20 protein-coding genes are annotated in these 22,623 nt (G+C 32.7%); 7 read left to right on the forward strand and 13 right to left on the reverse strand.

All coding sequences use genetic code 11. The features are described 5' to 3' along the window. Positions 1 to 15 precede the first annotated feature (15 nt). Complete coding sequence (locus IR010_RS07720) at positions 16 to 579, forward strand: ORF6N domain-containing protein (RefSeq protein ID WP_194602902.1); 564 nt, start codon at positions 16 to 18, stop codon at positions 577 to 579. A 42-nt stretch (positions 580 to 621) separates the two neighbouring features. Here IR010_RS07720 and IR010_RS07725 read toward each other — a convergent pair whose 3' ends face one another. The 3 genes from IR010_RS07725 to IR010_RS07735 are packed head-to-tail and all read right to left on the reverse strand — an operon-like array spanning position 622 to position 3,759. Beyond that, the gene (locus IR010_RS07725) at positions 622 to 1,389 is read right to left on the reverse strand and encodes a glycosyltransferase family 2 protein (RefSeq protein ID WP_194567593.1); all 768 of its coding nucleotides are present in this window, start codon (positions 1,387 to 1,389) and stop codon (positions 622 to 624) included. Beyond that, positions 1,389 to 2,756, reverse strand: a complete 1,368-nt coding sequence (locus IR010_RS07730) for an undecaprenyl-phosphate glucose phosphotransferase (RefSeq protein ID WP_228515123.1) — start codon at positions 2,754 to 2,756, stop codon at positions 1,389 to 1,391. The genes IR010_RS07725 and IR010_RS07730 overlap by 1 nt, the downstream gene beginning before the upstream one ends. Before the next feature lie 19 nt (positions 2,757 to 2,775). Next, positions 2,776 to 3,759 (reverse strand): UDP-glucuronic acid decarboxylase family protein, encoded by a 984-nt coding sequence (locus IR010_RS07735; RefSeq protein WP_029271371.1) that lies wholly within the window; start codon positions 3,757 to 3,759, stop codon positions 2,776 to 2,778. A gap of 169 nt (positions 3,760 to 3,928) precedes the next feature. On the opposite strand from IR010_RS07735, the gene IR010_RS07740 reads away from it, so the two are divergent. Further along, complete coding sequence (locus tag IR010_RS07740; RefSeq protein ID WP_194602907.1) at positions 3,929 to 5,005, forward strand: glycosyltransferase; 1,077 nt, start codon at positions 3,929 to 3,931, stop codon at positions 5,003 to 5,005. Here the strand turns inward: IR010_RS07740 and IR010_RS07745 are convergent. From IR010_RS07745 to IR010_RS07775, 7 genes are all read right to left on the reverse strand, one after another. Further along, positions 4,974 to 6,278 carry an O-antigen ligase family protein gene (locus IR010_RS07745; RefSeq protein ID WP_194602910.1) on the reverse strand — a complete coding sequence of 435 codons (1,305 nt, stop codon included), beginning with the start codon at positions 6,276 to 6,278 and terminating at the stop codon, positions 4,974 to 4,976. The genes IR010_RS07740 and IR010_RS07745 overlap by 32 nt on opposite strands. Further along, the gene (locus tag IR010_RS07750; protein WP_194567586.1) at positions 6,250 to 7,314 is read right to left on the reverse strand and encodes a hypothetical protein; all 1,065 of its coding nucleotides are present in this window, start codon (positions 7,312 to 7,314) and stop codon (positions 6,250 to 6,252) included. The genes IR010_RS07745 and IR010_RS07750 overlap by 29 nt, the downstream gene beginning before the upstream one ends. Before the next feature lie 13 nt (positions 7,315 to 7,327). Beyond that, on the reverse strand, positions 7,328 to 8,632 hold the full coding sequence (locus IR010_RS07755) for an MATE family efflux transporter (protein ID WP_228515124.1): 1,305 nt from the start codon (positions 8,630 to 8,632) through the stop codon (positions 7,328 to 7,330). Positions 8,633 to 8,638: 6 nt separating this feature from the next. Next, complete coding sequence (locus tag IR010_RS07760) at positions 8,639 to 9,631, reverse strand: hypothetical protein (protein WP_194602913.1); 993 nt, start codon at positions 9,629 to 9,631, stop codon at positions 8,639 to 8,641. A gap of 7 nt (positions 9,632 to 9,638) precedes the next feature. Further along, the gene (locus IR010_RS07765; RefSeq protein WP_029271362.1) at positions 9,639 to 11,318 is read right to left on the reverse strand and encodes a DUF6909 family protein; all 1,680 of its coding nucleotides are present in this window, start codon (positions 11,316 to 11,318) and stop codon (positions 9,639 to 9,641) included. Positions 11,319 to 11,490: 172 nt separating this feature from the next. After that, positions 11,491 to 12,987, reverse strand: coding sequence for a GH3 auxin-responsive promoter family protein (locus IR010_RS07770; RefSeq protein ID WP_194602916.1), 1,497 nt, complete (start codon positions 12,985 to 12,987; stop codon positions 11,491 to 11,493). Positions 12,988 to 12,998: 11 nt separating this feature from the next. Then, complete coding sequence (locus IR010_RS07775; RefSeq protein WP_194602919.1) at positions 12,999 to 13,499, reverse strand: peptidase; 501 nt, start codon at positions 13,497 to 13,499, stop codon at positions 12,999 to 13,001. 210 nt (positions 13,500 to 13,709) lie between these two features. On the opposite strand from IR010_RS07775, the gene IR010_RS07780 reads away from it, so the two are divergent. Then, positions 13,710 to 13,898 carry a twin-arginine translocase TatA/TatE family subunit gene (locus tag IR010_RS07780; RefSeq protein ID WP_029271357.1) on the forward strand — a complete coding sequence of 63 codons (189 nt, stop codon included), beginning with the start codon at positions 13,710 to 13,712 and terminating at the stop codon, positions 13,896 to 13,898. 109 nt (positions 13,899 to 14,007) lie between these two features. Next, complete coding sequence (locus IR010_RS07785) at positions 14,008 to 15,405, forward strand: glycosyl hydrolase family 8 (protein ID WP_194567578.1); 1,398 nt, start codon at positions 14,008 to 14,010, stop codon at positions 15,403 to 15,405. 98 nt (positions 15,406 to 15,503) lie between these two features. Here IR010_RS07785 and IR010_RS07790 read toward each other — a convergent pair whose 3' ends face one another. Then, positions 15,504 to 17,627, reverse strand: coding sequence for a Tex family protein (locus tag IR010_RS07790; RefSeq protein WP_194567576.1), 2,124 nt, complete (start codon positions 17,625 to 17,627; stop codon positions 15,504 to 15,506). A gap of 114 nt (positions 17,628 to 17,741) precedes the next feature. Between IR010_RS07790 and IR010_RS07795 the strand changes: the two genes are divergently transcribed. Then, the gene (locus tag IR010_RS07795) at positions 17,742 to 18,011 is read left to right on the forward strand and encodes a DUF1294 domain-containing protein (RefSeq protein ID WP_029271351.1); all 270 of its coding nucleotides are present in this window, start codon (positions 17,742 to 17,744) and stop codon (positions 18,009 to 18,011) included. A 149-nt stretch (positions 18,012 to 18,160) separates the two neighbouring features. Here IR010_RS07795 and rpiB read toward each other — a convergent pair whose 3' ends face one another. Together rpiB and IR010_RS07805 are read right to left on the reverse strand one after the other, a co-directional pair. Next, on the reverse strand, positions 18,161 to 18,592 hold the full coding sequence (rpiB, locus tag IR010_RS07800; protein WP_029271350.1) for a ribose 5-phosphate isomerase B: 432 nt from the start codon (positions 18,590 to 18,592) through the stop codon (positions 18,161 to 18,163). Positions 18,593 to 19,401: 809 nt separating this feature from the next. Beyond that, entirely contained in the window at positions 19,402 to 19,635 is a 234-nt protein-coding gene (locus IR010_RS07805; RefSeq protein WP_029271348.1) for a DUF2007 domain-containing protein, read from the reverse strand. Between the two features lie 109 nt (positions 19,636 to 19,744). Between IR010_RS07805 and rnr the strand changes: the two genes are divergently transcribed. Next, positions 19,745 to 21,925 carry a ribonuclease R gene (gene rnr, locus IR010_RS07810; RefSeq protein WP_029271347.1) on the forward strand — a complete coding sequence of 727 codons (2,181 nt, stop codon included), beginning with the start codon at positions 19,745 to 19,747 and terminating at the stop codon, positions 21,923 to 21,925. 24 nt (positions 21,926 to 21,949) lie between these two features. Further along, the gene (locus tag IR010_RS07815; protein WP_194602922.1) at positions 21,950 to 22,618 is read left to right on the forward strand and encodes a head GIN domain-containing protein; all 669 of its coding nucleotides are present in this window, start codon (positions 21,950 to 21,952) and stop codon (positions 22,616 to 22,618) included. The last annotated feature ends 5 nt before the right edge of the window (positions 22,619 to 22,623 follow it).

Raw genomic sequence — 22,623 nt, forward strand, 5'->3', positions numbered from 1 at the left:
TTTATTTAAAAACTCATGGACGATCAATCTTTACTTTCTGAAGAAACAATTTCTAATAAAATATATTTTATCCGCGTACAAAAAGTGATGCTGGATCGTGATTTGGCTTTACTTTATGGAGTAGAAACAAAACGATTAAAAGAACAAGTCAAAAGGAATCGAAATCGCTTTTCCGAGGATTTTATGTTTGAATTAACTAAAGAGGAATTTGAAAATTGGAGGTCGCAAATTGCGACCTCCAATTCTGATAAGATTGGTTTAAGATATGCACCAATGGCATTCACAGAACATGGAATATTAATGCTTTCAAGTATTTTAAATAGCGACAAAGCAATTCAAACTAATATTCAAATCATGCGTATTTTCACGAAAGTGAGGCAAATGCTTCTCGATACAACAGAAATTAAAGTTGATATTCTTCAGATTCAGAAGAAATTAGAGAATCATGATAAAAATATTGAATTGGTTTTTTCTTATTTAGATGAATTGACTGATAAAAAGGAAGATGAAACTAAAAGGGTGAAAATTGGATATAAAATAATATTTTTCAAGGTAACAATTTGTTATCTCAAATTTTGAACAAAACTGTTTGTCGCAAATTGCGACCTAAAAGATGGAGAATTATATGTTCTTTATATATCTTGGTTTAATAACCAACTGTGTAAACAAAAACCGAGTCATCAACAAAACAGAAAACACAAAATTGAAACCGTGGAATTCTCTATAAACGCCAAAATTGTGCTTTATCAATTTGAATTTTGAAGAAGAAATAGAATCTCTTCTTATTCTATAAAAGGCTAAAGGTTCCGGAACAGGTTTTGTTTGTTTAATTTGTTTTAAAATTGTAAGCCACAAACGCCAATCTTGTCTTTTTTGAGTCGCTTTAATTACAATTTTACCAAAATAATCAGCGTCGTAAATAGCGGTTAGATTTCCAACATAATTGCAGAAAAACAATTGATTGTAGGTGAGATTTAGTGGCGCTTCTACTCTTTTATTTAATGAATTTCCGTCTTCATCGATACAATCATAAAAGCTAAAAGTGAAAGGTAAATTGTTTGCTTTTAAAAACTGAATCTGCTTTTCTAACTTCGTCGTAAACCACAAATCATCGGCATCTAAGTATGCAATGTATTTTCCATTTGCTTTTTCTAAGGCAACATTTCTCGCAAAACCGTTTCCTGAATTTTTGGTTAATTCAGTTAGTTTTATCCGGCTGTCATTTTGAGCATACTCTTTTATAATTGCAACAGTTTGGTCTGTAGATGCATCATCAACCAGAATTAATTCCCAGTTCTGATAACTCTGCTCTATAACCGATTGCAAAGTTGCCCGAATGTATTTTTCGGTATTAAATGTTGGCGTTATAATAGAGACTAATTCATTCATCAATATGCTTTTTTATCGCCTTTAAAAATGTTTATTACGGTCTGAGAAATTATCTTTAAATCTAAAATAAGAGACCAATTTTCGATATAAAAAACATCAAATTTTATGCGGTTAATCATATCTCTTTCCATTGTAATTTCGCCTCTAAAACCACTGACTTGAGCTAAACCTGTAATTCCTGGCTTAACACAATGACGGATCATATATTTTTTTACTTTATTGCCGTACTCTTTATTTTGTGACCAAAGATGCGGCCTCGGACCCACAACTGACATGTCTCCCAATAAAACATTTACAAATTGCGGCAATTCGTCTATACTTGTTTTTCGCATAAATCGACCAATTGTTGTAACACGTGGATCATCTTTAGAAGCCTCTTTTTCAGTTGTTTTATTAATTCGCATCGAACGAAATTTATAACACACAAATTCGTTTTCATCAATTCCGGGTCTTCCTTGTTTGAAAAAAACAGGCCCCTTAGATTCTAACTTTATTAAAATTGCCAATAAAGGTCCAAGCCATGATAATATAAAAACGATTACAGAAATAGAAAAAACAACATCAAAAGTACGTTTGAAAAATTTTATCGCGGGCTCATTCAGCATGGTTTGCTTTAGCGAAAGCACCGGAAAAAAATCGTAATAATCTATTTTTAAATTCTTTGAAAAAATCTCTTTTGTGTCCGGAATAAATTTTATTGTTTTATTGTTTTCGTCTGCAAAATCAATTAAATCTTTCAAATAATTGTTGGACACTTCGTTTAGAGAACAATAAATTTCGTCGACTAAATTATCAATCACAAAAGGTTTTAAATCGGCTAATTTTCCGGCAATATTCTGATTGGCTTTTTTGTCTGAAAAATATCCGAGAAACCGATATCCGTAATCTTTTCTGGTTTCAAAAAGATCTTTAAGCCGAATTGCTTCTGCAGTAAACCCAATAATAACAGCCGTTCTATAATTGCTTCCCGTTATTATTCTATATTCTTTTAAATAAAAAAACAATGAAAATTTAAAAATCGTTACCAGTAAAATCACTAAAGAAATAAACAAAGCAATCGCAGTTTCGCTAAAAACAGCTTCTTTAAAAAACGGAAAAAAAGCAATTACAATTAAGAGAAATAAAATTCCCTGCTTTACTATTTTTGAAATGATTTCAATTGGTGTCGTAAATCTGTAAACATCATAAAACTTTATAGAAAAAGCAATTAAGCCCCATCCTGCATACTGATATAAAATGTATAGCCAAAAAATTGAAACCAATTCTTGAAAAACAAAAAAATTCAAAACAGCAATAACCATCAGATCGATTAAGATACTAATTGGCCTGATATATTTTGAGTATCTTCCTGTTTGAAACGCGGTCATAAATGTTTTTTTTCAGCTGCTATTTTATGTAACTCGAAAAATCTTTATGCTCTTCTTTTGAAAGCTCTTCTTTAGAAAGTGATCTGAAATAATCATAGGTGATTTTCATTCCTTCAGAACGGCTCACTTTTGCTTCCCAGCCTAATAATTCCTTAGCTTTTGTAGTGTCTGGCTGGCGCTGCAGCGGATCGTTTATTGGCAACGGATGATATACTACTTTCTGGTTTGTACCTGTAAGTTTAATGATTTCTTCTGCAAAATCTTTAATTGTAATTTCGTCTGGATTTCCAATATTTACCGGATACACATAATCTGAATGCAGTAATCTAAAAATACCTTCTACCTGATCATCAACATAGCAGAAAGAACGCGTTTGCATTCCGTCTCCAAAAATTGTTAAATCTTCTCCACGAAGTGCCTGACCAATAAAAGCAGGAATTACACGTCCGTCATTTAAACGCATTCTTGGTCCGTAAGTATTAAAAATACGAACGATTCTTGTTTCTACACCGTGAAAAGTATGATATGCCATTGTGATAGATTCCTGAAAACGTTTGGCTTCATCATAAACTCCTCTTGGCCCAATTGTATTTACGTTTCCGTAATATTCTTCGGTTTGAGGATGAACCAATGGATCTCCGTAAACTTCTGAAGTTGAAGCTATCAAAATTCTCGCTTTTTTAACTCTTGCCAAACCTAATAAATTATGCGTTCCTAATGATCCAACTTTTAAAGTTTGAATCGGAATTTTTAAATAATCGATCGGACTTGCAGGCGAAGCAAAATGCAATATATAATCTAAATCACCAGGAACATGAACAAATTTAGTAATGTCGTGATGATAAAACTCAAAATGTTCTAATTTGAATAAATGTTCAATGTTTTTAAGATCGCCAGTGATCAAATTATCCATTCCGATAACATAATAACCTTCTTTGATAAAACGATCGCACAAATGTGATCCTAAAAAACCCGCCGCTCCGGTAATAAGTATTCTTTTCATAATGATTTTCTTGAACCTTTGTTTTTGATATTCGCTACAAATATCCACAAATGTACTAAAATATCTGACCTTTTAATTCGGTAAAAATTTTACTAAAATACAGGGTTAAAATTTTTAATTTATTATCAATTGGTTTATTCTACTTTTACAAAACTAAATTTTATTTGTTTTGAGAGTTGTACATGTTGTTGAAGCACTTGAGGGCGGCGTTTATACTTATTTTAAAGATTTGTCTAATTTCTTTGGGAATGAAGAAATTGCCAAAACTGCAGCAACTGCTATTATTTATAGTGGTCACAGAAATGGCGTGAACCCGACACAAATAAAAGCTGATTTTTCTCCAAACGTTCCTTTGGTTCATATTAGTATGGTTCGCGAAATTGCTCCTTTTCAAGATTTAAAATCGATTTTGAAATTGAGAAAAGAACTCAAAAAAATCAATCCAGATGTTATTCATCTTCATTCATCTAAAGCTGGAGTTTTAGGCCGAATCGCATATTTTTTTCTATTCAGAAAAAAGAAAATTTTTTACACGCCGCACGGTTATGCTTTTCTAAGAACTGATATTTCTAACTCTTCAAAAAAATTATATGCGGGAATCGAAAAAAATTTTCAACGTTTTTTTGGAGGAACAATCGTTGCCTGTGGCGATACCGAATTTGAAATCGCGCAAAAAATAGGACCTTCAAAATTAATTCGAAATGGAGTTGATATTAGTGAAATTAGAAGACATTTTTTACCTCATCAAAATACAAAATTGACTATCGGAATTGTGGGCAGAATTACAGCTGCAAGAAATCCTAAATTGTTTAACGAAATTGCATTACGATTTCCTGATTATAATTTTCTTTGGATTGGCGATGGCGAATTAAATCCTTTAATTACAGCCCCTAATATTAAGGTTACGGGCTGGATCTTAGATAAAAATACTGTTTTTAAAAATTTGAATTCGATTGATATTTACCTGCAGACTTCTCTTTGGGAAGGTTTGCCAATTGCCGTTTTAGAAGCAATGGTTTTAGAAAAGCCTATAATTGCAACTAATATTATTGGCAATAAAGATGTCGTCGTTCACAATCAAACCGGATTTTTATTTGATGAAATTGAGAAATTAAATGACTATTTTAAAGTTTTAAGCGATGAGAAAAACCGAATTTCTTTTGGTAAAAATGCTTTAAAAAGATGCGAAGATTTATTCGATAAAAACAAAAATTTTAAACAGCTTCTGGAACTTTACCAGAAGTAGTTTTTTGCTGAAGCCAATAGCTTGCAAAAATCGATGACCACAAACCGCTAAAGGCAATTCCGTCGAAACGAAGCAAAAAATCATCGGTTAAATTTGACGTGAAAAAGATCAGAAAGAACGAAAGTATAATCGCATTTTTGAGATCATAGCCCAGATAGCCAATAGTTAACATGTAAAGCAACGCTACAATTGGTCCCAGAATTCCAAACTTTAATAAAAAATCGAGAAACTGATTGTGTGTCGGAAATTCGTATTTTGCTAAAAATTTTTGATTGGTCTGCTTGTAATATTTGTTTAATTCTGGTTTTCCATCAGATGCACCAACTCCAAAAGGAAGATTTTTAACTGATAATTCCCAAGCTGATTTCCAGATTGAAACTCGCGTTACCAGTGAATTGTAAACTTTAATTTCAGGATGATCAATTTCATCTAGTTTTCCAACTTTATCCATATAAGCAAAAGTCGCCGTCGAATATTTTTCTTTCATGTATGGATTTTCCTTTACATAGAAAAACAAAATACCACTTAATAACATTAGTACCGTTACACTTGCTATTGCCATCTTTTTTAAGTTGAATTTTGTTTTAAATTCAAAAAAGAAAACAATTATAAATCCTGCCAAGACATTCATTAAAGCCATTCGTGTATTTACGAAAAGAACAAAGAAAAATGACAAAAGAAAAATGACAAAACGCAACATTTTAATTGCCGTTTTTTCATTGTTATGAAAGCTGTAAAAAACAAAATACAGCGCACAGACAGAAACAAATGCCAAATGCATGTTTAACGCCGGAGCATGAATACCAATGCTGTCTGCAAACTTATATCCTATTTCGAACAAATCAATTCCGTTAAAATATTTTGCACTTAACTCCGGATAAACAACATTAAATCGAATCAAGAAAAACAACATTATAATAGTTGTTACGATGTAATAAATCTGAGCCGTTTTCAAAAAATTTACACGCTGATAATTCCCAATAATAAAAATGGGAAATAATAATAAAGAGATACTTTTTTCTATTGCTTTTAGTCCTTTTGAGAACGAATCGTTATTCCAAAAAAGCAATAATTCCAACAAAATTGGTGAGGCAATACAAACAATTAAAATGAATGAAGTTTTATTAAATTTTAGTTTTTTGAAGAAAATCAAGCTAAAAACCCCAAACAAAATAATAAAAAGCGAACACGGTTTTCTAAAAATCATTGCAATCGCAATCACACACAAGAAAACATTGAATATTTTATTGAAGTTCTTTTCGGAAATATTCATAGTATAACGCAAAATAAATTAATGGAAAAATACCAATTTTATGACGAACGGCGGTTCCTAAATCGGGTTCAAAAACGCCTTGTACAATAAAAAACGAAAAGATAATCAGTAAAATTAAAAGTTCTTTTGGATATCTTTTTCTTTCTTTTAAACATTTTGAAAAACGAACCAGCAAAATATAAAACAAGAAAAGCTGCCAGATTATAAAGGTAATGATTTGAGGAGAAAAGATATGTTTTAATCCGTTTACCGGAACATTAACGGTGAAAAATCCATAAAAAATACCTACAATTTCTCCGTACCAAGTATCTGTTTTTACGGGCGAAATAATTATCGAATTGGCATCTGCAGAACCCACTCTGTCGCTGTTTACCACTTCTCGGCTAATTTCTGAAAGGTATTTCCCTTTTATAATTCCGTGACTGAAAGATAAAAAAACAGCAATTAATAAACCATAAAAAATGGTGGTTACGGTTTTGTTTTTAAAAGTTACCCGGCTTACCAAGTACATGCCGCCGCCAATAATTGGAATCAAAGCATAATACGGGCGATAAAACGCGCCAAAAATCAACAATAAAAGAACAACGTATACAATTGTTTTCTTTAGTGAAATTTGATCGTTTAGGCACAAGAAAACAATTGGAGATACATACAAAAACGTAATAAACTCTTTTGAAGGCATTGACATAAAAATAGCTATCATCAAAATACCCATATAAACCAGAATGTTCTTGATATTTATTTTTTCGAAGTTATCTGGAATTCCGATTTTATATAAAACAAACATCAAAATCGGAAATTGTATTAAGGCAATTACCGGAAAAGGCAAATAACGCAAACCTGAAATTTTATACAATAAAATCGTAAGCGGATAACTTCCAAAATAACCTATTTCATTTCCTTTATCATACGCTATAATTGCAGCGTCGTAAAAAAACTTGGGAGGCAAAACAAAATAAGCAGCAAATGCTACAACCAAATTGGCTGAGGCAATAAGCCAAAATGCTGCTGTACTTTTTTTAATCTTGTTTTGCATTTTAAATTGATTCTTAATGTAAAAAAATTTTGATTCGGTCTTTTTGATAAATAACAATAGCGGCAACTATATTCCAAAAAAGCGAACTCGAAACAAACGCAATCGCCGCTCCGATCATTCCGTATTCTGGAATTAAAAATCGGTTTAAAACAAAATTAAGCAAAACAGCCACCATTAAAATAACCTGAAAAATATGCTGTCTTCCAGTCATATTCAAATAAACGGGCGCTGAACCAAATGCAGAACAAACTCCCTGGCCAATTATCAAAATTAAAAAAGCTTGTTTTGCGACTATATATTGATGTCCGAAAAAAGATAAAACATGTTCAGAAGAAAAACTGATTAATAAAATTACAGGAAATGTTATTCCGAAGATTAATCGCGCGCTATTTCTAAGCATCTTAACTAATTCTGTTTTATTATGACTTGAAAAATACTCCGCAATTTTAGCCGAAACTGTAATATTTATGGTCAAAATAATAACTGAAACAATCGTCATCACTTTAACGCCGACAGAATAAAAGGCAACTGTTTCATCATTCCGGTATTTTTTCAAAAACATAATATCGAAACTCATCAATAAAAACATCGCCATACCGCTTATCGCAATTGGATATGATTTTAAAAAAACTTCTTTATGAGAAAATTTTTCAAGTTTATTCACGGTTTCTGTTTTATTAAAATAAAGAAAAACAAAAACGGAACTTATAACCGAAAGAAAAACAAATCCGAGTAAAAAAACATCCACCAAATAGGTTTCTTCGTGCCAATAAAAAAGCAAAATTGAGCCTATAATTAAAGGAATATATTTCAAGATATTCCGAAACAATTCGGCAACATATAATTTATCTAAAGCTCTGAAAATTTCTGTATTTAAAGTCGAAATTCCGTAGAAAAACAAGGTTGCGGCGCCTTTTAATAAAATCGAATATACCTGCTGATCCGCAAAATAATTGTTAATTAATTCTTTGCTTAAAAGGGCAATAATCAGCAATGCTAAAACGGAAGTAAAAAAAAGCATTCCCAGCATTTTGATATATATATTTTTCAATTCTTCCAGCGCACCCTGACTTGCCAGTTTTCCTTTAAAATATAAAATAGACTGATCAAAACCCAGCAGGCAAATGCTTCCGATGGAGAGAAGAAAAGAACGAACAAAATCATATTGCCCAACCAATTTTGGACTATATGATTTTGTTAGAAAAACTGTAAAACCAAATAACAAAAGAACTCCTAAAATTCTTAAAAACAAGGTGTTAAAACTTTGTCTTAAAAACGGATTTTGAGAAAATCTTTTGAAAATAAGAATGGTTTTCAATTGTTTTTAAAGTTGATTTGCATTTGAAATTGCAAGTTGTTTGCGATAAAATTTCTTGAAAAGATAAGTCAAAATAAAAATCAAAATAAAGAAAAGCGGCAGCCAAATTTTGAAATTTCCGTTTACAGTTTTGTTTTCATTTATGTTAAGCGTCGAATTAATCTCTTTGATCGTCTTACCAAAAGTGATTAATTTAATTCGGTTTTTTCCTTGTTCAAGAACCAGTTTTTGTTTGGTTTTTATAATGTCGTTCAGTTGCAGATTTTCATTGTAATAAACCAGTTTTTCGTTTTTAGAACCGTTTTTTACTGTATTCGAAAAGCCATTCAAAACATTATCAATCTGAGCAATTATCGTGTCGTTTTGTGCAATTTCGCGTTCTAAATTTTTATATCCAATTTTTTGAATTTCAGCATAATAGGTCGAATTGTTTAAGAATTTCAACAGCGGATCAACAACTTCTTTTTCGTTTGCTAGCTGATTTGAAATAAAAGAGATGGTATGAAAAGTATAGTTTTTGCTTGTAACATTATCTTCTAAAACCTTTTTTACCTCGCCAACCTCTGCCATTATTTTTATGAGTTCGAAGTTTTGTTCTTTGTCTTCGATAAATTTATAAACGTCAGGAATTGGCTTGATTTCGATTTTTCTGATTGTTTTTGGATGCGAAATTCCAACTACATTTTTAAGAAAAGCCGTGTCTCCAGAAACAATTTTAGATTGTATCAAATCGATTTTGGCGTATAAATAATCAACACTTTCAAAATTTGGCGTTACAATAACTTGATTCTGAAATGATTTTTTATTCGAATCTAAATACCAGCCTAAACTAAACCCTAAAACAACTAGAATCAGCGCGATAATCCAGTTTCGAATAAAAAACTGAATTGCTCGAAAAACAGATCTGCTAACGCGCTCGAAAAAATTACCAATACTTCTTGAAAGCTGAAAAATATCAATTTCCTGATCGGAGTTGTTATGGGGTACTTTTGTACTCATTTATTGGTTATTTTACGTTGAAAATTTGTTCTAAAATTTTAATGGTAATCAAATACGTTGGTTTTACGCCAGTTGTTCCTAATCCGCCAGAAGCTAATGTACTTCCGGTTTCAAGAGGATTATCTGAAGCATAATATGCATAACGAACTTTAATATCATGCGGTACGCTTTTTCTAATTTTTGATGCCGATTGAATCGCTTTTTGATAATAAGAACCTTCCATTTCAAGACCAATTACGCCCCAAGTCGATTCGTGAAAGAATTTCAGCAAATCTCTGTTTTGCAAAGAAGTTCCTAAAACAGTAACCATTGCGCCTTCAAAAACGGCAATGTCGTTTCCTTCAAACATAGCGCCTGTAAGTTCATTTTCGAAGAAATAATTATCTGCAGTTCCTTCATTTATATGTGCCGACGGAATCATAATATCGCCTTTTCCGCCTTCTAAAATTCCCGCCTTACCCATTATAGAGACAGATTGAACATTCAATAAAGTTTCTTTTTTATATGGTTTTAAAAGCTCGTCGATTGTTTCGTATGCTTGTTCTCCAAAGGCATAATCCATTACGATAATAACAGGTTTGTTCTCGTCAAGTGCTGCTTTTGGGAATGCGGTTTTTGTCCAGTCAATTTTTGCAGTATCAAAAATCTGAACATCGATGTTTGTTCCTGATGTATCTAATATTGAAATCATTCCGTTTTTCAACGCCACTTCTTCAACAACAGCTCTGGTGTCTTTTGCGCCAGATTTGCTTAATTCTTCATAAATAAAGAAATCTGATTTGCCTTTGAATTTTGATGTTAATAAAGGAGTAGCAAAAATCGAATTCATGACACTGTGCATGTTCGCACTAATAACATGAATTGGCCGCTTTAAAAGATCATTAGCTTTTAAAACTTCCTTGATATTTGTTGCCCAAATTTCACCGTGAATATGGTGTCCTAAACGTTCTCTTAAAACGGGACTGAATGTTATTGTTCTTTTATTGTTTTCAATCACTTCTTCGATGGCTAGTTTTCCTAACCAATAAATAACATGCAGGAAACGGTCTGGTGCATTTTCAGATCCAAAAGCGTCGTAAATATCTAAAACCTCTTCAAAAGTTCTTGCTAAGATATTGGCAACGTGCGAAATTGCTTTTTCTTTTTCTATTAAAGACAATTTTTTCGTCTGCATTACAGCTTGTTCTAATTTAAGCCAGTCACGCGAAACTTCGCCTCCGTCGTCTAGTAAAACTCTATTTTTAATTTTATGGGATTCGATGAAAATAAAAGTCAAATGCGTCAGAATATCGTAAATGTCAGATCGCCCGCGCGTGATTTCGACATTCATTTGTTCTTCGTCAATTCGGTAACAATTTCTTCTTCTTTTTGGAGGAACAATTGCCTGAAAATGCGATTTAGAATAACCTTCGTCTGAAGTTAAATTGATAAAACGGCATTGTTCGATTCCTATCGGAAGTCTTTCTATAACATACAAAAGTCCGTTTAATTCTACTTTTTCTTCTCCTATATTTCCGTAGATTTCTGGGCGCAATGCCAATAATGATTCTCTTAAGCCATCGCCCGAAACACCCATTGGCTTATAAAAACCGCGGTTGAATAAGTGGCGCATTGTAATGTACATTCTTTCTATCGCTGCAGATGATTCCTGTGCTCTAGATCTTGATATATGTTTGGTTTCTTTCATGTATTTTTATTTTAAAAATCTTCTTGTCGAGAAGATAATCTAAGTGTTTTAATTAAACGAAATTAGGAAATATTACTATTATTTCAATCGAAAACTAAAAATGTGATTTAATTATAACGTTTATTTCAAATTAGGATTGACAATTTGAATAATTCATATTCTCTTCTTTTTCTTACTTCAAATTATCCGCAATTTTCCTATCATTCGATAATCTCGGAATTTTATTTTGTCCGCCCAGTTTTCCCTGCGATTTCATATACTCTTGAAATCCATTTTTAGAAACTTTGGTTACTACTACTTTTCTCAAAACATTTCCTGTTATTAAATCGTCGTAATAAATGTTTTGCTTTCGCATTGAGTCGTCAATCGCTTCCGCGAAAGCGTCGAAATTTTCAGGTTCATTTTCAAATTCTACAAACCATTCGTGATACGGCAATCCGCTTGACGGATTTATTTGTGGTGCTACAGTAAATTCGTTTATTACAATTTTGGTTCCCTGAGTTGCTTCTTTCAGTGCTTTTTCGACTTCGTTTGCAATAACGTGTTCTCCAAAAGCAGAAATAAAATGTTTGATTCGGCCAGAAACGATAACACGATGCGGAAATAAAGTTGTAAACTGAACCGTGTCTCCAATATTATAACGCCAAAGCCCAGCATTTGTAGAAATAATTAAAACATAATTTACACCTATTTCTACTTCTCCAATGGTCAGCACTTTTGGTTTTTTTTCAAAAAATTCATCTGCTTTTATAAACTCGTAGAAAATACCCGAATTCAATAACAGCAGCATTCCTTCTTCATTTTTGATCCCAAAATTTCGGGACTGATATGCAAAAAAACCTTCAGAAGCCGGAAACAATTCTATGCTGTCTACTTTTCTGCCAATCATGTTTTCGAACTTAGCGCGGTAAGGCTCGTAATTAACACCTCCGTAAATAAACAAATTAAAGTTTTTGAATATTTCGCCAATCTTTTTTCCGTCGCTTTTTTGCTGCAAACGTTCAAAATACATCTGAACCCAAGACGGAATTCCAGAAATAACAGACATGTCTTCTTTTATCGTTTCGTCGACAATGGCATCAACTTTAGTTTCCCAATCATCAATACAATTGGTTTCCCAAGATGGCATTCTGTTTCGCTGCAAATATTTAGGTACAAAATGCGCTACGATTCCAGAAAGTCGTCCAAATTTAATTCCGTATTTTTCAGTCAGAATAGGGCTGCCTTGCAAAAAAATCATTTTTCCGTCAACAAAATCGGCATTACCAGTTTCATGAATATAATGTAAAATCGCATTTCGCGCGGCTTCTATATGATGTGGCATTGATTCTTTAGTCAGCGGAATAAATTTTGCCCCCGAAGTTGTGCCTGAAGTCTTTGCAAAATAAAGCGGTTTCCCTTTCCATAGAATGTTTTCTTCACCTTTGACCACTTTTTCGATGTAATGTTTTAAATCCTCATAATCTCTTACCGGAACATTTTTTTGAAAATCTTCAACATTTTTTATTTTACTAAAATGATGATCTGCACCAAACTGAGTTTCTTTTGCGCTTTTTATTAAACTCTTAAAAACTTTTTGCTGAGTTTCAACTGGTTTATTCGACCAGGCAAGCGTTTTGTAATATATTTTGCTGGCAAATAATTTTGCAGCTACAGATTTAATCGACATTTGCTGTGGTATTATTTTTTGTTGGTTTTGTTTTTACTTGGCACTTTTTCGCCCGGCTCCTTCTCCATTTTTCCAACTTCTTCTCTTAATTTAATTTCTTCTTCAGAAGCGTTCATTTTTAAGTCTGAATGCTCTTCTGTATCTGCTAAAATAGAATCTTTATTAAATTTTGCGTAATCCAGTTCGCCTCTCAAGACCTTCTGAATGCCATGAATATACGCTTCGTTTTTCTTTAAGGCTGTTTCTAGCGAATCTGATTTTATGGCTAGTTTGGTTGCATTTTTTTTCAATTCAGAAGAAGAATATCCCGGAATAAATTCTCGCAAAGGCGTAAAAGCAATAATAAAAGTGGTGATTAAAATTAAGAAGATCCCGCCTAAAGAAAAGACAACAAAAACATTCATAAGGTTGAGTTTGAACGAGAAAATTTCTTCAAAAGTATTTTCATTCAAAATTACCAGCCGGTTTTTGTTGAATAATTTTTTTCTGAAATCATGTTTTTTCTTGGCCATTTTGGTTCTTTATACGAGCAAATATAATAATTAATCGTCTTGTTGATGCTCGATAAATTTTAACCAATCCGCTTAATTTACGATTTTATAAAATATTTAACGTGACCAGAATCAAATATTTTAATCCAAAAACACTTTTTGTTCGTATATTTCTATATACCTTTGCTTAAAATTAGAAAAACAATTTGCTTCGGCATTAAATATACAACCATGGGAAGATTAGGTCTTACAGAAATCCTCGTAATAGTAGGTATTGTGATATTACTTTTTGGAGGTAAAAAAATTCCAGAATTAATGAAAGGTTTAGGAAGCGGAATCAAAGAATTCAAGAACGCTGCTAAAGACGATCAAACTGCACCTGTACCTCCTGTTAAAAAAGAAGAGGAAGAAATTAAATAAGTATTTATAACCTTATTATTAACCCCAAACTGCAAATGCAGTTTGGGTTTTTTTTTTATTTGTGTAAAATAACCTACTTTTAGAGTCCCTAAATCAATTAACAATAATTATGAAAAACCTACTTCTGATTACTGTTGCCTTTTTGTGCCTCAAAAGTAACGCACAAAAGCAACCCTTTCCGGCAAATATTTCCTTTGCCAATGGCTTGATGGCTAGTTCTAAAAACAGCCAGGATGCCAAAAACAACTACGACCTTTGGAAAACCAATTTTGTAGAAGCCTGCAGCAATGGCCGATTCCGAGTTAAGTTTGATGACCCAAATCAAACCGTCTCTGAAGGAATTGGATACGGAATGCTTCTAGCGGTTTATGCTGCCGACAAAACTCTTTTTGATGGTCTTTGGCTTTACTACAAAGACAATGTGAATGCAAATGGTGTTATGAATTGGAAAATCAACGGCTGTTCAGGAATTAATGGCGCAAATGGTGCAACTGATGCCGAACTAGATGTTGCTTTTGCACTTATCGTTGCCGATTTTCAATGGGCAAGTGCCGGAACTATTAATTATAAAAATGATGCCAATACTTTAATCGCTGCAATTAAGGCGCACGAAATAGAGGCTAATACATTTGTTCTAAAGCCTGGAGATCAATTCGGCGGAAGCCAAATTACCAATCCATCTTATTTTTCGCCTGCTTATTACAGAGTATTCGGAACTTTTACAAATGACACCGCTTTTTGGAATTCAGTTGCTGCAAAATCCTATACGATTATAAACAACAATCTTACTGTAAACAATGCTGTGGGTGGTTTAGTTTCAGACTGGTGTGAAGCTTCAGGAGCTTATTCTTCGCAAGCAGGCGGTTATAATAAAGGAGGAAAAACCTATTCGTACGACGCTGCAAGAACTCCTTGGCGCATTGCGGTAGATTATTTATGGTACGGGACTGCAGATGCAAAAACGTATTCTAAAAAATCTTCGGATTTTGTGCGTGTCAATCTAGGCGGATCTTTAAATATAAAAGACGGTTACAATCAGGACGGATCTTTAAGCGGACAATGGCACAATGCTACTTTTGTAGGCGCGTTTGCCTGCGCCGCTATGGGAGGAGAAAATCAAACACATTTAGATGCTTCTTACCTTGATTTAAAAAACTTAAACGAACCAAACAGTTATTTTAATCATACCCTAAAAACATTATACTCCTTTTTGTTAACAGGTAATTTCTATTTACCATTAAATGCCAATCTGTCTAATGATCATTTTAATATTGAAAAATCTACTGTTACGCTTTTTCCAAATCCGAGTGCTGATCGAATTACAGTTAACGCACCTCAGCAATCAACTATTTCAGTAATTTCTATCTTAGGAAATGTTATCCTTCAACAAAAAACAACTTCAGAAACTACAGAAATAAATTTAGCTCATTATGCTCCAGGAATTTATTTTATAAAAATAGCCAATGATGATTTTAAAAGCGTCACCAAAAAGGTGATTTTGAAATAATCCTAAAAATAAAAACTCCCAAACTACTATTTTCGTTTGGGAGTTTTTTTTATGTTTAATTCCAAAGTTGGAATTTGGAATTTAAAAATTAGGATTTTCTACAAAACCATAGTCAACTGAATTCTCTTTCTATCTTCATCGACTTCTGTAACCTTAACATCAACATGTTGGTGTAATTTAACCACTTCGTTTACATCGCTGACAAAACCAGCTTTCAATTGCGAAATATGAACCAATCCGCTTTCTTTGATTCCGATATCAACAAAACAGCCAAAGTTGGTAATGTTATTCACAATTCCAGGCAATATCATTCCGGTTTTCAAATCTTTGATCGATTTTACGTTTGCATCAAACTCAAAAACCTTTGCCGACTTTCTTGGGTCTAATCCGGGTTTTTCAAGCTCTTTTATGATGTCTTTCAGCGTAAGCAAACCAATTTCAGGTGTAATATAATTTTCTGCCTTAATAAGCGCTGTTTTCTCTTTGTTCGCAATTAAGTCGTTTACTGAAAGTTTCAAATCTTTCGCCATCTTCTCTACAACCGGATAAGCCTCTGGATGCACTGCCGAATTATCCAGCGGATTTTTTGCATTCGAAATTCTGATAAATGCCGCGCCTTGCTGATACGCTTTCTCGCCTAGGCGAGGCACTTTTTTCAGCTGTTTTCTGTCCTCAAACGGACCGTTTTCTGAACGGTATTGTACAATATTTTCAGCCAGCTTCTCTCCTATTCCACTCACATAACTCAGTAAATGTTTACTTGCGGTGTTGATGTTAATTCCAACCGAGTTTACGCAGCGAATTACGGTGTTATCCAATTCTTCTTTTAGTTTAGTCTGGTCAACATCGTGCTGGTATTGTCCTACTCCAATTGCTTTTGGGTCAATTTTTACCAATTCTGCCAATGGATCTGAAAGTCGTCTTCCGATCGAAACTGATCCACGAACGGTTACATCATAATTTGGAAATTCTTCTCGCGCAATTTTTGAAGCCGAATAAACAGAGGCTCCGGCCTCAGAAACGATAAAAACTTGCAGCGGTTTGTCGAACGCAATTTTTTTTATGAAAAATTCAGTTTCGCGCGAAGCTGTTCCGTTACCGATAGAAATAGCATCAATTTGATAAGCATTTACCATCGAACGGATTTTTTTAATCGCCATTGCTTCTTCATTTTGAGGCGCATGTGGATAAATCGTTTCGTTGTATAACAAATCGCCTTTTTCATCCAAGCAAACTACTTTACAGCCACTTCTAAATCCTGGGTCAATTGCCAAGATTCTTTTTTCGCCCAAAGGCGGAGCCAGTAATAACTGTCCCAAATTGTTAGCAAAAACCTGAATTGAATTAGCATCGGCTTTTGCTTTTGCTTCCTGCAAAGTTTCATTTCCAATCGCTGGATTCAATAATCTTTTATAACTGTCTTCGATTGCTAATTGCAAATGAGCCGTCGTGCTGTTTTGTTTTTTAATAATTATTTCATCAATAATATCGTATGCTTCATCAATATCAACATCAACTTTCAACTTTACATAACCTTCGTTTTCTGCACGAAGCATGGCTAATAATCGATGTGAGGGTGCTTTTGTCAAAGGTTCTTCCCAATCAAAATATTGACTGAATTTTTGTGCGCCTTCTTCTTCGCTTTTCTTTTTTACTACTTTAGTTCCAATTGTCGCTTTCCTATTAAATAAGCGGCGCAATTGTTTACGAACGTAAATATTCTCGTTAATCCATTCGGCAATAATATCTCTGGCACCTTGAATTGCTGCTTCTTCATTTATAACATTTTCATTAATGTATTGTGTCGAAATAAAATCGACATCAACATCATTTTCAGACATAATGATTTTTGCTAAAGGCTCTAAACCAAATTCGCGCGCGACATCTGCTTTTGTTTTTTTCTTCTTTTTGTATGGAAGGTAAAAATCTTCAATTTCCTGCAAATCAAAACTTTGTTCGATTTTCTGCTTCAAATCTGGAGTAAGTGCTTTTTGCTCTTCAATAGATTTAAGAACTGCTTCTTTACGTTTTACAAGTGTTTCGTATTCTTTTTGAAGTTTTGCAATCTGCTCGATTTGAACTTCGTCAAGATTTCCGGTTGTATCTTTTCGGTAACGAGAGATAAACGGAATCGTACAATCTTCTTCTAATAATTTAACCGTGTTTTGAATGTTGATCGCTGCTGTTTGAACAGACTTGGCAATGAATTGAATATTAGTCATACTTTTAATGAAATAAATTCTTGTTATAAAATGATATAATTTACTTGTTAAAATATAGAAACAAATTCATTAATCATTCGGCTAAAATAATATCTTTGTTTCAATTTTAAGCCAATGAAAGTTTTATTATTTTATTTTTTATTTATAAATATCATCCTATTCGTTCTTGCTGGATACGATAAATATCAAGCCCGAAAAAATAAGCGGAGAATTCCTGAGAATACATTGTTTTTTCTGGAAGCAATTGGCGGCACAATAGGCTTATTAACAGCAATGTTTTTGTTTAGGCATAAAACGAGCAAGACTTCCTTTATCATCAAATTCATAATAATTCTTTTGATTCAGGCCGTTTTGATTTATCTTAAATTAACGGATAAAATATAGATATTCACAATGTTAATAACTCCTAAGAGGTATTTTAATTTTTTATTAAGCAACTGACTTTAAGATTATTAAACAAAAAACCGGATGAATTAAAAAATCCGCCCGGTTTACTATTTCTTAGGTGCGAAGCACCCGATTTTTTTTACTCTTTACGAACAAGCAATTTTATTCACTCTATTTTGGTGTCTTCCGCCTTCAAATGCAGTAGTTAAAAACGTTTCAACAATTTCTACCGCTTGCGGAATAGAAGTGAAGCGCGCCGGAATACTCACAATATTCGCATCGTTATGCAGGCGTGTTAAATATGCAATTTCTTTAGTCCAGCATAAGCCAGCTCTAACTTTTGGGTGTTTGTTTACAGTCATGGCAATTCCGTTGCCGCTTCCGCAGATGACAATTCCAAAATCAGCTTTTCCCTCAGACACATCATTCGCAACTGGATGTCCAAAATCAGGATAATCAACAGAATCTTCAGAATCTGTTCCGTAATTGGTTACTTCATATCCTTTTGCTTTAAGCATTGCAACAATTGCTTTTTTATAATCCGGTCCTGCGTGGTCGTTTCCTATCGAAATTTTCATTTTTAATACTATTAAGTTGTGTTTTGCAAATTTAACCAAAGAAATTTGCAGCCACACATTAATTATAAAAAAGTTCGCTAAGAATTTCACGAATATGTACTAATTGTTTTCTTTGTAAACATTTAAAAACACATTTTATATTCAAATTAAAATTAGAAGATATAGGGAATTGGTGGGAAAAAAATCATATTTCACAATAGTCTTACTATCAAATCATTGACACTTATTAACATTATCAATAACTCTATAAGTATCTCATAATCAATAAATAATAAGCATGGATTTTGTTAAAATTTTAGAATGTTAATACCAAATGCTAATTCGTTGATATTCAGTTAACTTTAAATTAACATTATTTGTTGATAAGTTCGGATAGAAAATTAGAAGTTTTTTTTGGTTGTGTCGAAAAAAAACCTAATCCAAAACTGGAATGAAAAAACCTAATAAACTTTCATGAATTTTTAGAAAAGTTATCAATATCAAAAATGTCATTTTCAACAAAAATCTAGATATGAACTTATCTACAAAATGAACTCAAATTTGGTTGTCAACCGTTGTTAATTAAAAATGAAAAAGGCTTAAAAATTAATCCTTTAACTAAATATAAGTATGTTGATAACTCTATATAACTAAGCAAAACTTCATTTCAATACATTTAAAAATAAAATTATTCGACATATTAACAAGCTATAATAACCATCAAAAATTAATTAAATTTAAAATTTCTTTTTTGTTGTATTTAATATATGTTGACAACTTTGAAAGTTGAAAAAGGAAAAAAAAATTTTTGAGAAGAAAAAAGAAACGATTTAAACGATTTTGAGTGGATTGTTTAGACTGTCTAAAATTTGCTGTACTTCTTCGAAATCGTTTGGGTGAACTTTGAGTTTGATGCCACCCAAGGCCGCCGAATACATTGGAGCAACAGAAAGCGTTATTTCATTTTCAAAAAAATACGGAATCTCTTCTTGCTCTAATAAGTGTTTCAGAACGACGGTTTCGTGCGTATAATTGAATACTGCAATGGTTTTAAAGCTTTCCATATAGAGTCTTTTTGTAAATGTACGAAAAGTTATATTTTTAATAATTCTAATTGTTAAAATCTATTATCTGATATCTTATTTGTAATTTTAAACCTTTAAGAAAAGATATATGAGTAAGAAAATTAGAAAGCCGATAAATAATGAGAAAGATTTCTCTAGTAAGATAGTAAAAATTTTATCGCAAAGCCCTAATAAATCATTCAATTATAAGCAGATAGGAGCAAAGTTAGAACTTGATGATACGAAAAGCAGAAATCAGATTATAAAAGATTTAAAAATTCTGGCTGCTTCAAAGAAGATTATAGAGACAGAACCTGGCAAATATTTAGTAAAAGCTGAAAGCCAGGATTATTACGAAGGAACAATAGATATGACCAGCAGAAAGACGGCCTATTTTATTTGTCCTGATTTTACTGAAGATGTTTTTATTCCGACGAATAATTTGAATCGTGCGTTAGACAAAGACAAAGTAAAAGTTTACGTTTATAACCGAAGAAAAGGAAAAAGACCTGAAGGTGAAGTAATTGAAGTTATAGAAAGAAATAAAACAGAATTTGTTGGAGTTATTGACATTCAGGCAAATTTTGCTTTTGTTTCTACTGCGAATCCTAAAATGTATACGGATATTTTTATTCCGAAAGATAAAATTGGAGAAGCAGAGAATGGTGATGTTGTTTTGGTTACGATTGAAGACTGGCCAAAAAGAGCTGACAGTCCGTTTGGATCTGTAATTAAAGTTTTAGGAAAACCTGGAGAACACAATACTGAGATTCACGCCATTTTAGCTGAATATGGTTTACCGGCAGATTTTCCGGTAGAAGTAGAGGTATTTGCACAAAAAATAGATACTTCGATTCAGGAATCTGAGATTGCAAAACGCCGTGATATGCGTGATACGCTTACGTTTACGATAGATCCAAAAGATGCCAAAGATTTTGATGATGCCTTGTCCTTCAAAAAGTTAGAAAATGGAAACTTCGAAATTGGAATTCACATTGCCGATGTTTCGTATTATTTAGAAGAAGGAACAATCCTGGATGATGAAGCTTATCAACGTGCAACTTCGGTTTATTTGGTTGATAGAGTAGTGCCAATGCTTCCAGAAGTTTTATCTAATTTTGCCTGTTCATTGCGTCCAAATGAAGAGAAATATACGTTCTCTGCCATATTTGAAGTTTCTCCAACCGCACAAGTTATCAACCAATGGTTTGGAAGAACCGTAATTTATTCAGATCAGCGTTTTGCTTATGAAGAAGCACAATATATCATTGAAACAAAAGACAATACAATTCCTGTTGATGTTTCAATTACCGGAGAATCTTATGTAGTTTCAGATGAAATTACAGAAGCTACTTTAAAATTAGATGAATTAGCGAAGATTTTAAGAAAGAAAAGAATGCAGAATGGCGCTATTTCTTTTGATAAAGTAGAAGTGAAATTTAATTTGGATGCTGAAGGAGAACCGGAAGGAGTTTATTTTAAAGTTTCAAAAGATGCGAATCATTTGATTGAAGAATTCATGCTTTTAGCCAACAGAAAAGTAGCTGAATATATTGGAAAACAAAAGAAAACATTTGTTTACAGAATTCACGATGAACCAAACGAAGACAAATTAATTGCGATGCAAACCGTAATTGCTAAATTTGGTTATAAAATAGATTTCCGTAACAAAGGCGATATTTCGAAATCACTGAATGCTTTGATGGAAGAAGTTAACGGTAAAAAGGAACAAAACTTAATTGATACTCTTGCGATTAGAAGTATGAGCAAGGCCAAATACTCGACAGAAAATATTGGACATTATGGTTTAGCTTTTGATTATTACAGCCATTTTACATCGCCAATTCGTCGTTATCCAGACGTTATGGTACACCGTTTGCTGCAATATTATTTAGATGGAGGAGCTTCTGTAAATGAAGAAATGTACGAAACAAAATGTCTGCATTGTTCGAATATGGAAAGTTTAGCGACAAACGCTGAACGTGACAGTATTAAATACATGCAGGTTAAATACATGCAGGATCATCAGGATGAAGAATTTTTGGGAGTTATTTCAGGAGTTACAGAATGGGGAATTTATGTCGAAATTGTTTCTAACAAATGCGAAGGAATGGTAAGAATCAGAGAAATAAAAGATGATTACTATACTTTCGATGAAAAGCAATATGCTTTGGTTGGAGCAACTTCAAATAGTATTTTACAATTAGGAGATGAAATTTATGTTAAAGTAAAAAATGCAGATTTAGTTAAAAAACAACTTGATTTTCATTTTTTACGACGAGCAGAATAGGTTTAATTTAAAAAAAATAAAAGTATGAAAAAGTTAATTATAGGAGCTGTAATTTTATTTGCACAGTTTTCTTTTGGTCAGGTTACCAAAGATTTAGGAGATTTTGATTCGGTAAAAGTATTCGATAAATTAAGTGTAAAACTAGTTCAGTCGTCTGAAAATAAAATTGTTATTAAAGGAGCAAGAGAATCAGAAGTTGAAGTTGTCAACAAACAGGGTTTATTAAAATTAAGAATGCCTTTTCCAAAATTATTATCTGGAGATGATCTTGATATTACCGTATATTACAAACATATTGAGCTGATAGATGTAAATGAAGGTGCATATGTTTCAAGTACAGAAGCGATTAAAGCAACTGCTTTTAAAGTAAGTGCCCAAGAAGGCGGAAAAATTAACGTTGATTTAGATGTTAATAAACTAAAAGTAAGCTCAGTTTCTGGCGGAGAAATTACTTTAACTGGTAAAGCAGATAATCAAGATGCAAGTCTTGGTGCAGGAGGATATCTTTTAGCAAGTAAATTAAGTACTTCTCAAACTACTGTCAGCGTTTCTGCGGGAGGAAAAGCAGATGTAAATGCTTCTACCCTTGTAGATGCCAAAGTAAGCGCAGGAGGCTCTATTTACATTTATGGAAAACCTAAACAAATTAATCAAAAAACAGTTTTTGGAGGTAAAATCGAAGAAGTAAAATAACAAAT

The sequence above is a fragment of the Flavobacterium sp. MR2016-29 genome (assembly GCF_015350695.1).
In the GTDB taxonomy this organism is placed as follows: domain Bacteria; phylum Bacteroidota; class Bacteroidia; order Flavobacteriales; family Flavobacteriaceae; genus Flavobacterium.

Coding starts and splice junctions, on each gene's coding strand:
- IR010_RS07790 (WP_194567576.1), bottom strand. CDS start 17,627: ATGACTAATATTCAATTCATTGCCAAGTCTGTTCAAACAGCAGCGATC.
- IR010_RS07805 (WP_029271348.1), bottom strand. CDS start 19,635: ATGGAAAGCTTTAAAACCATTGCAGTATTCAATTATACGCACGAAACC.
- IR010_RS07770 (WP_194602916.1), bottom strand. CDS start 12,987: ATGTCGATTAAATCTGTAGCTGCAAAATTATTTGCCAGCAAAATATAT.
- IR010_RS07780 (WP_029271357.1), top strand. CDS start 13,710: ATGGGAAGATTAGGTCTTACAGAAATCCTCGTAATAGTAGGTATTGTG.
- IR010_RS07745 (WP_194602910.1), bottom strand. CDS start 6,278: ATGAATATTTCCGAAAAGAACTTCAATAAAATATTCAATGTTTTCTTG.
- rnr (WP_029271347.1), top strand. CDS start 19,745: ATGAGTAAGAAAATTAGAAAGCCGATAAATAATGAGAAAGATTTCTCT.
- IR010_RS07795 (WP_029271351.1), top strand. CDS start 17,742: ATGAAAGTTTTATTATTTTATTTTTTATTTATAAATATCATCCTATTC.
- IR010_RS07750 (WP_194567586.1), bottom strand. CDS start 7,314: ATGCAAAACAAGATTAAAAAAAGTACAGCAGCATTTTGGCTTATTGCC.
- IR010_RS07730 (WP_228515123.1), bottom strand. CDS start 2,756: ATGACCGCGTTTCAAACAGGAAGATACTCAAAATATATCAGGCCAATT.
- IR010_RS07720 (WP_194602902.1), top strand. CDS start 16: ATGGACGATCAATCTTTACTTTCTGAAGAAACAATTTCTAATAAAATA.
- IR010_RS07765 (WP_029271362.1), bottom strand. CDS start 11,318: ATGAAAGAAACCAAACATATATCAAGATCTAGAGCACAGGAATCATCT.
- IR010_RS07760 (WP_194602913.1), bottom strand. CDS start 9,631: ATGAGTACAAAAGTACCCCATAACAACTCCGATCAGGAAATTGATATT.
- IR010_RS07775 (WP_194602919.1), bottom strand. CDS start 13,499: ATGGCCAAGAAAAAACATGATTTCAGAAAAAAATTATTCAACAAAAAC.
- rpiB (WP_029271350.1), bottom strand. CDS start 18,592: ATGAAAATTTCGATAGGAAACGACCACGCAGGACCGGATTATAAAAAA.
- IR010_RS07735 (WP_029271371.1), bottom strand. CDS start 3,759: ATGAAAAGAATACTTATTACCGGAGCGGCGGGTTTTTTAGGATCACAT.
- IR010_RS07785 (WP_194567578.1), top strand. CDS start 14,008: ATGAAAAACCTACTTCTGATTACTGTTGCCTTTTTGTGCCTCAAAAGT.
- IR010_RS07725 (WP_194567593.1), bottom strand. CDS start 1,389: ATGAATGAATTAGTCTCTATTATAACGCCAACATTTAATACCGAAAAA.
- IR010_RS07815 (WP_194602922.1), top strand. CDS start 21,950: ATGAAAAAGTTAATTATAGGAGCTGTAATTTTATTTGCACAGTTTTCT.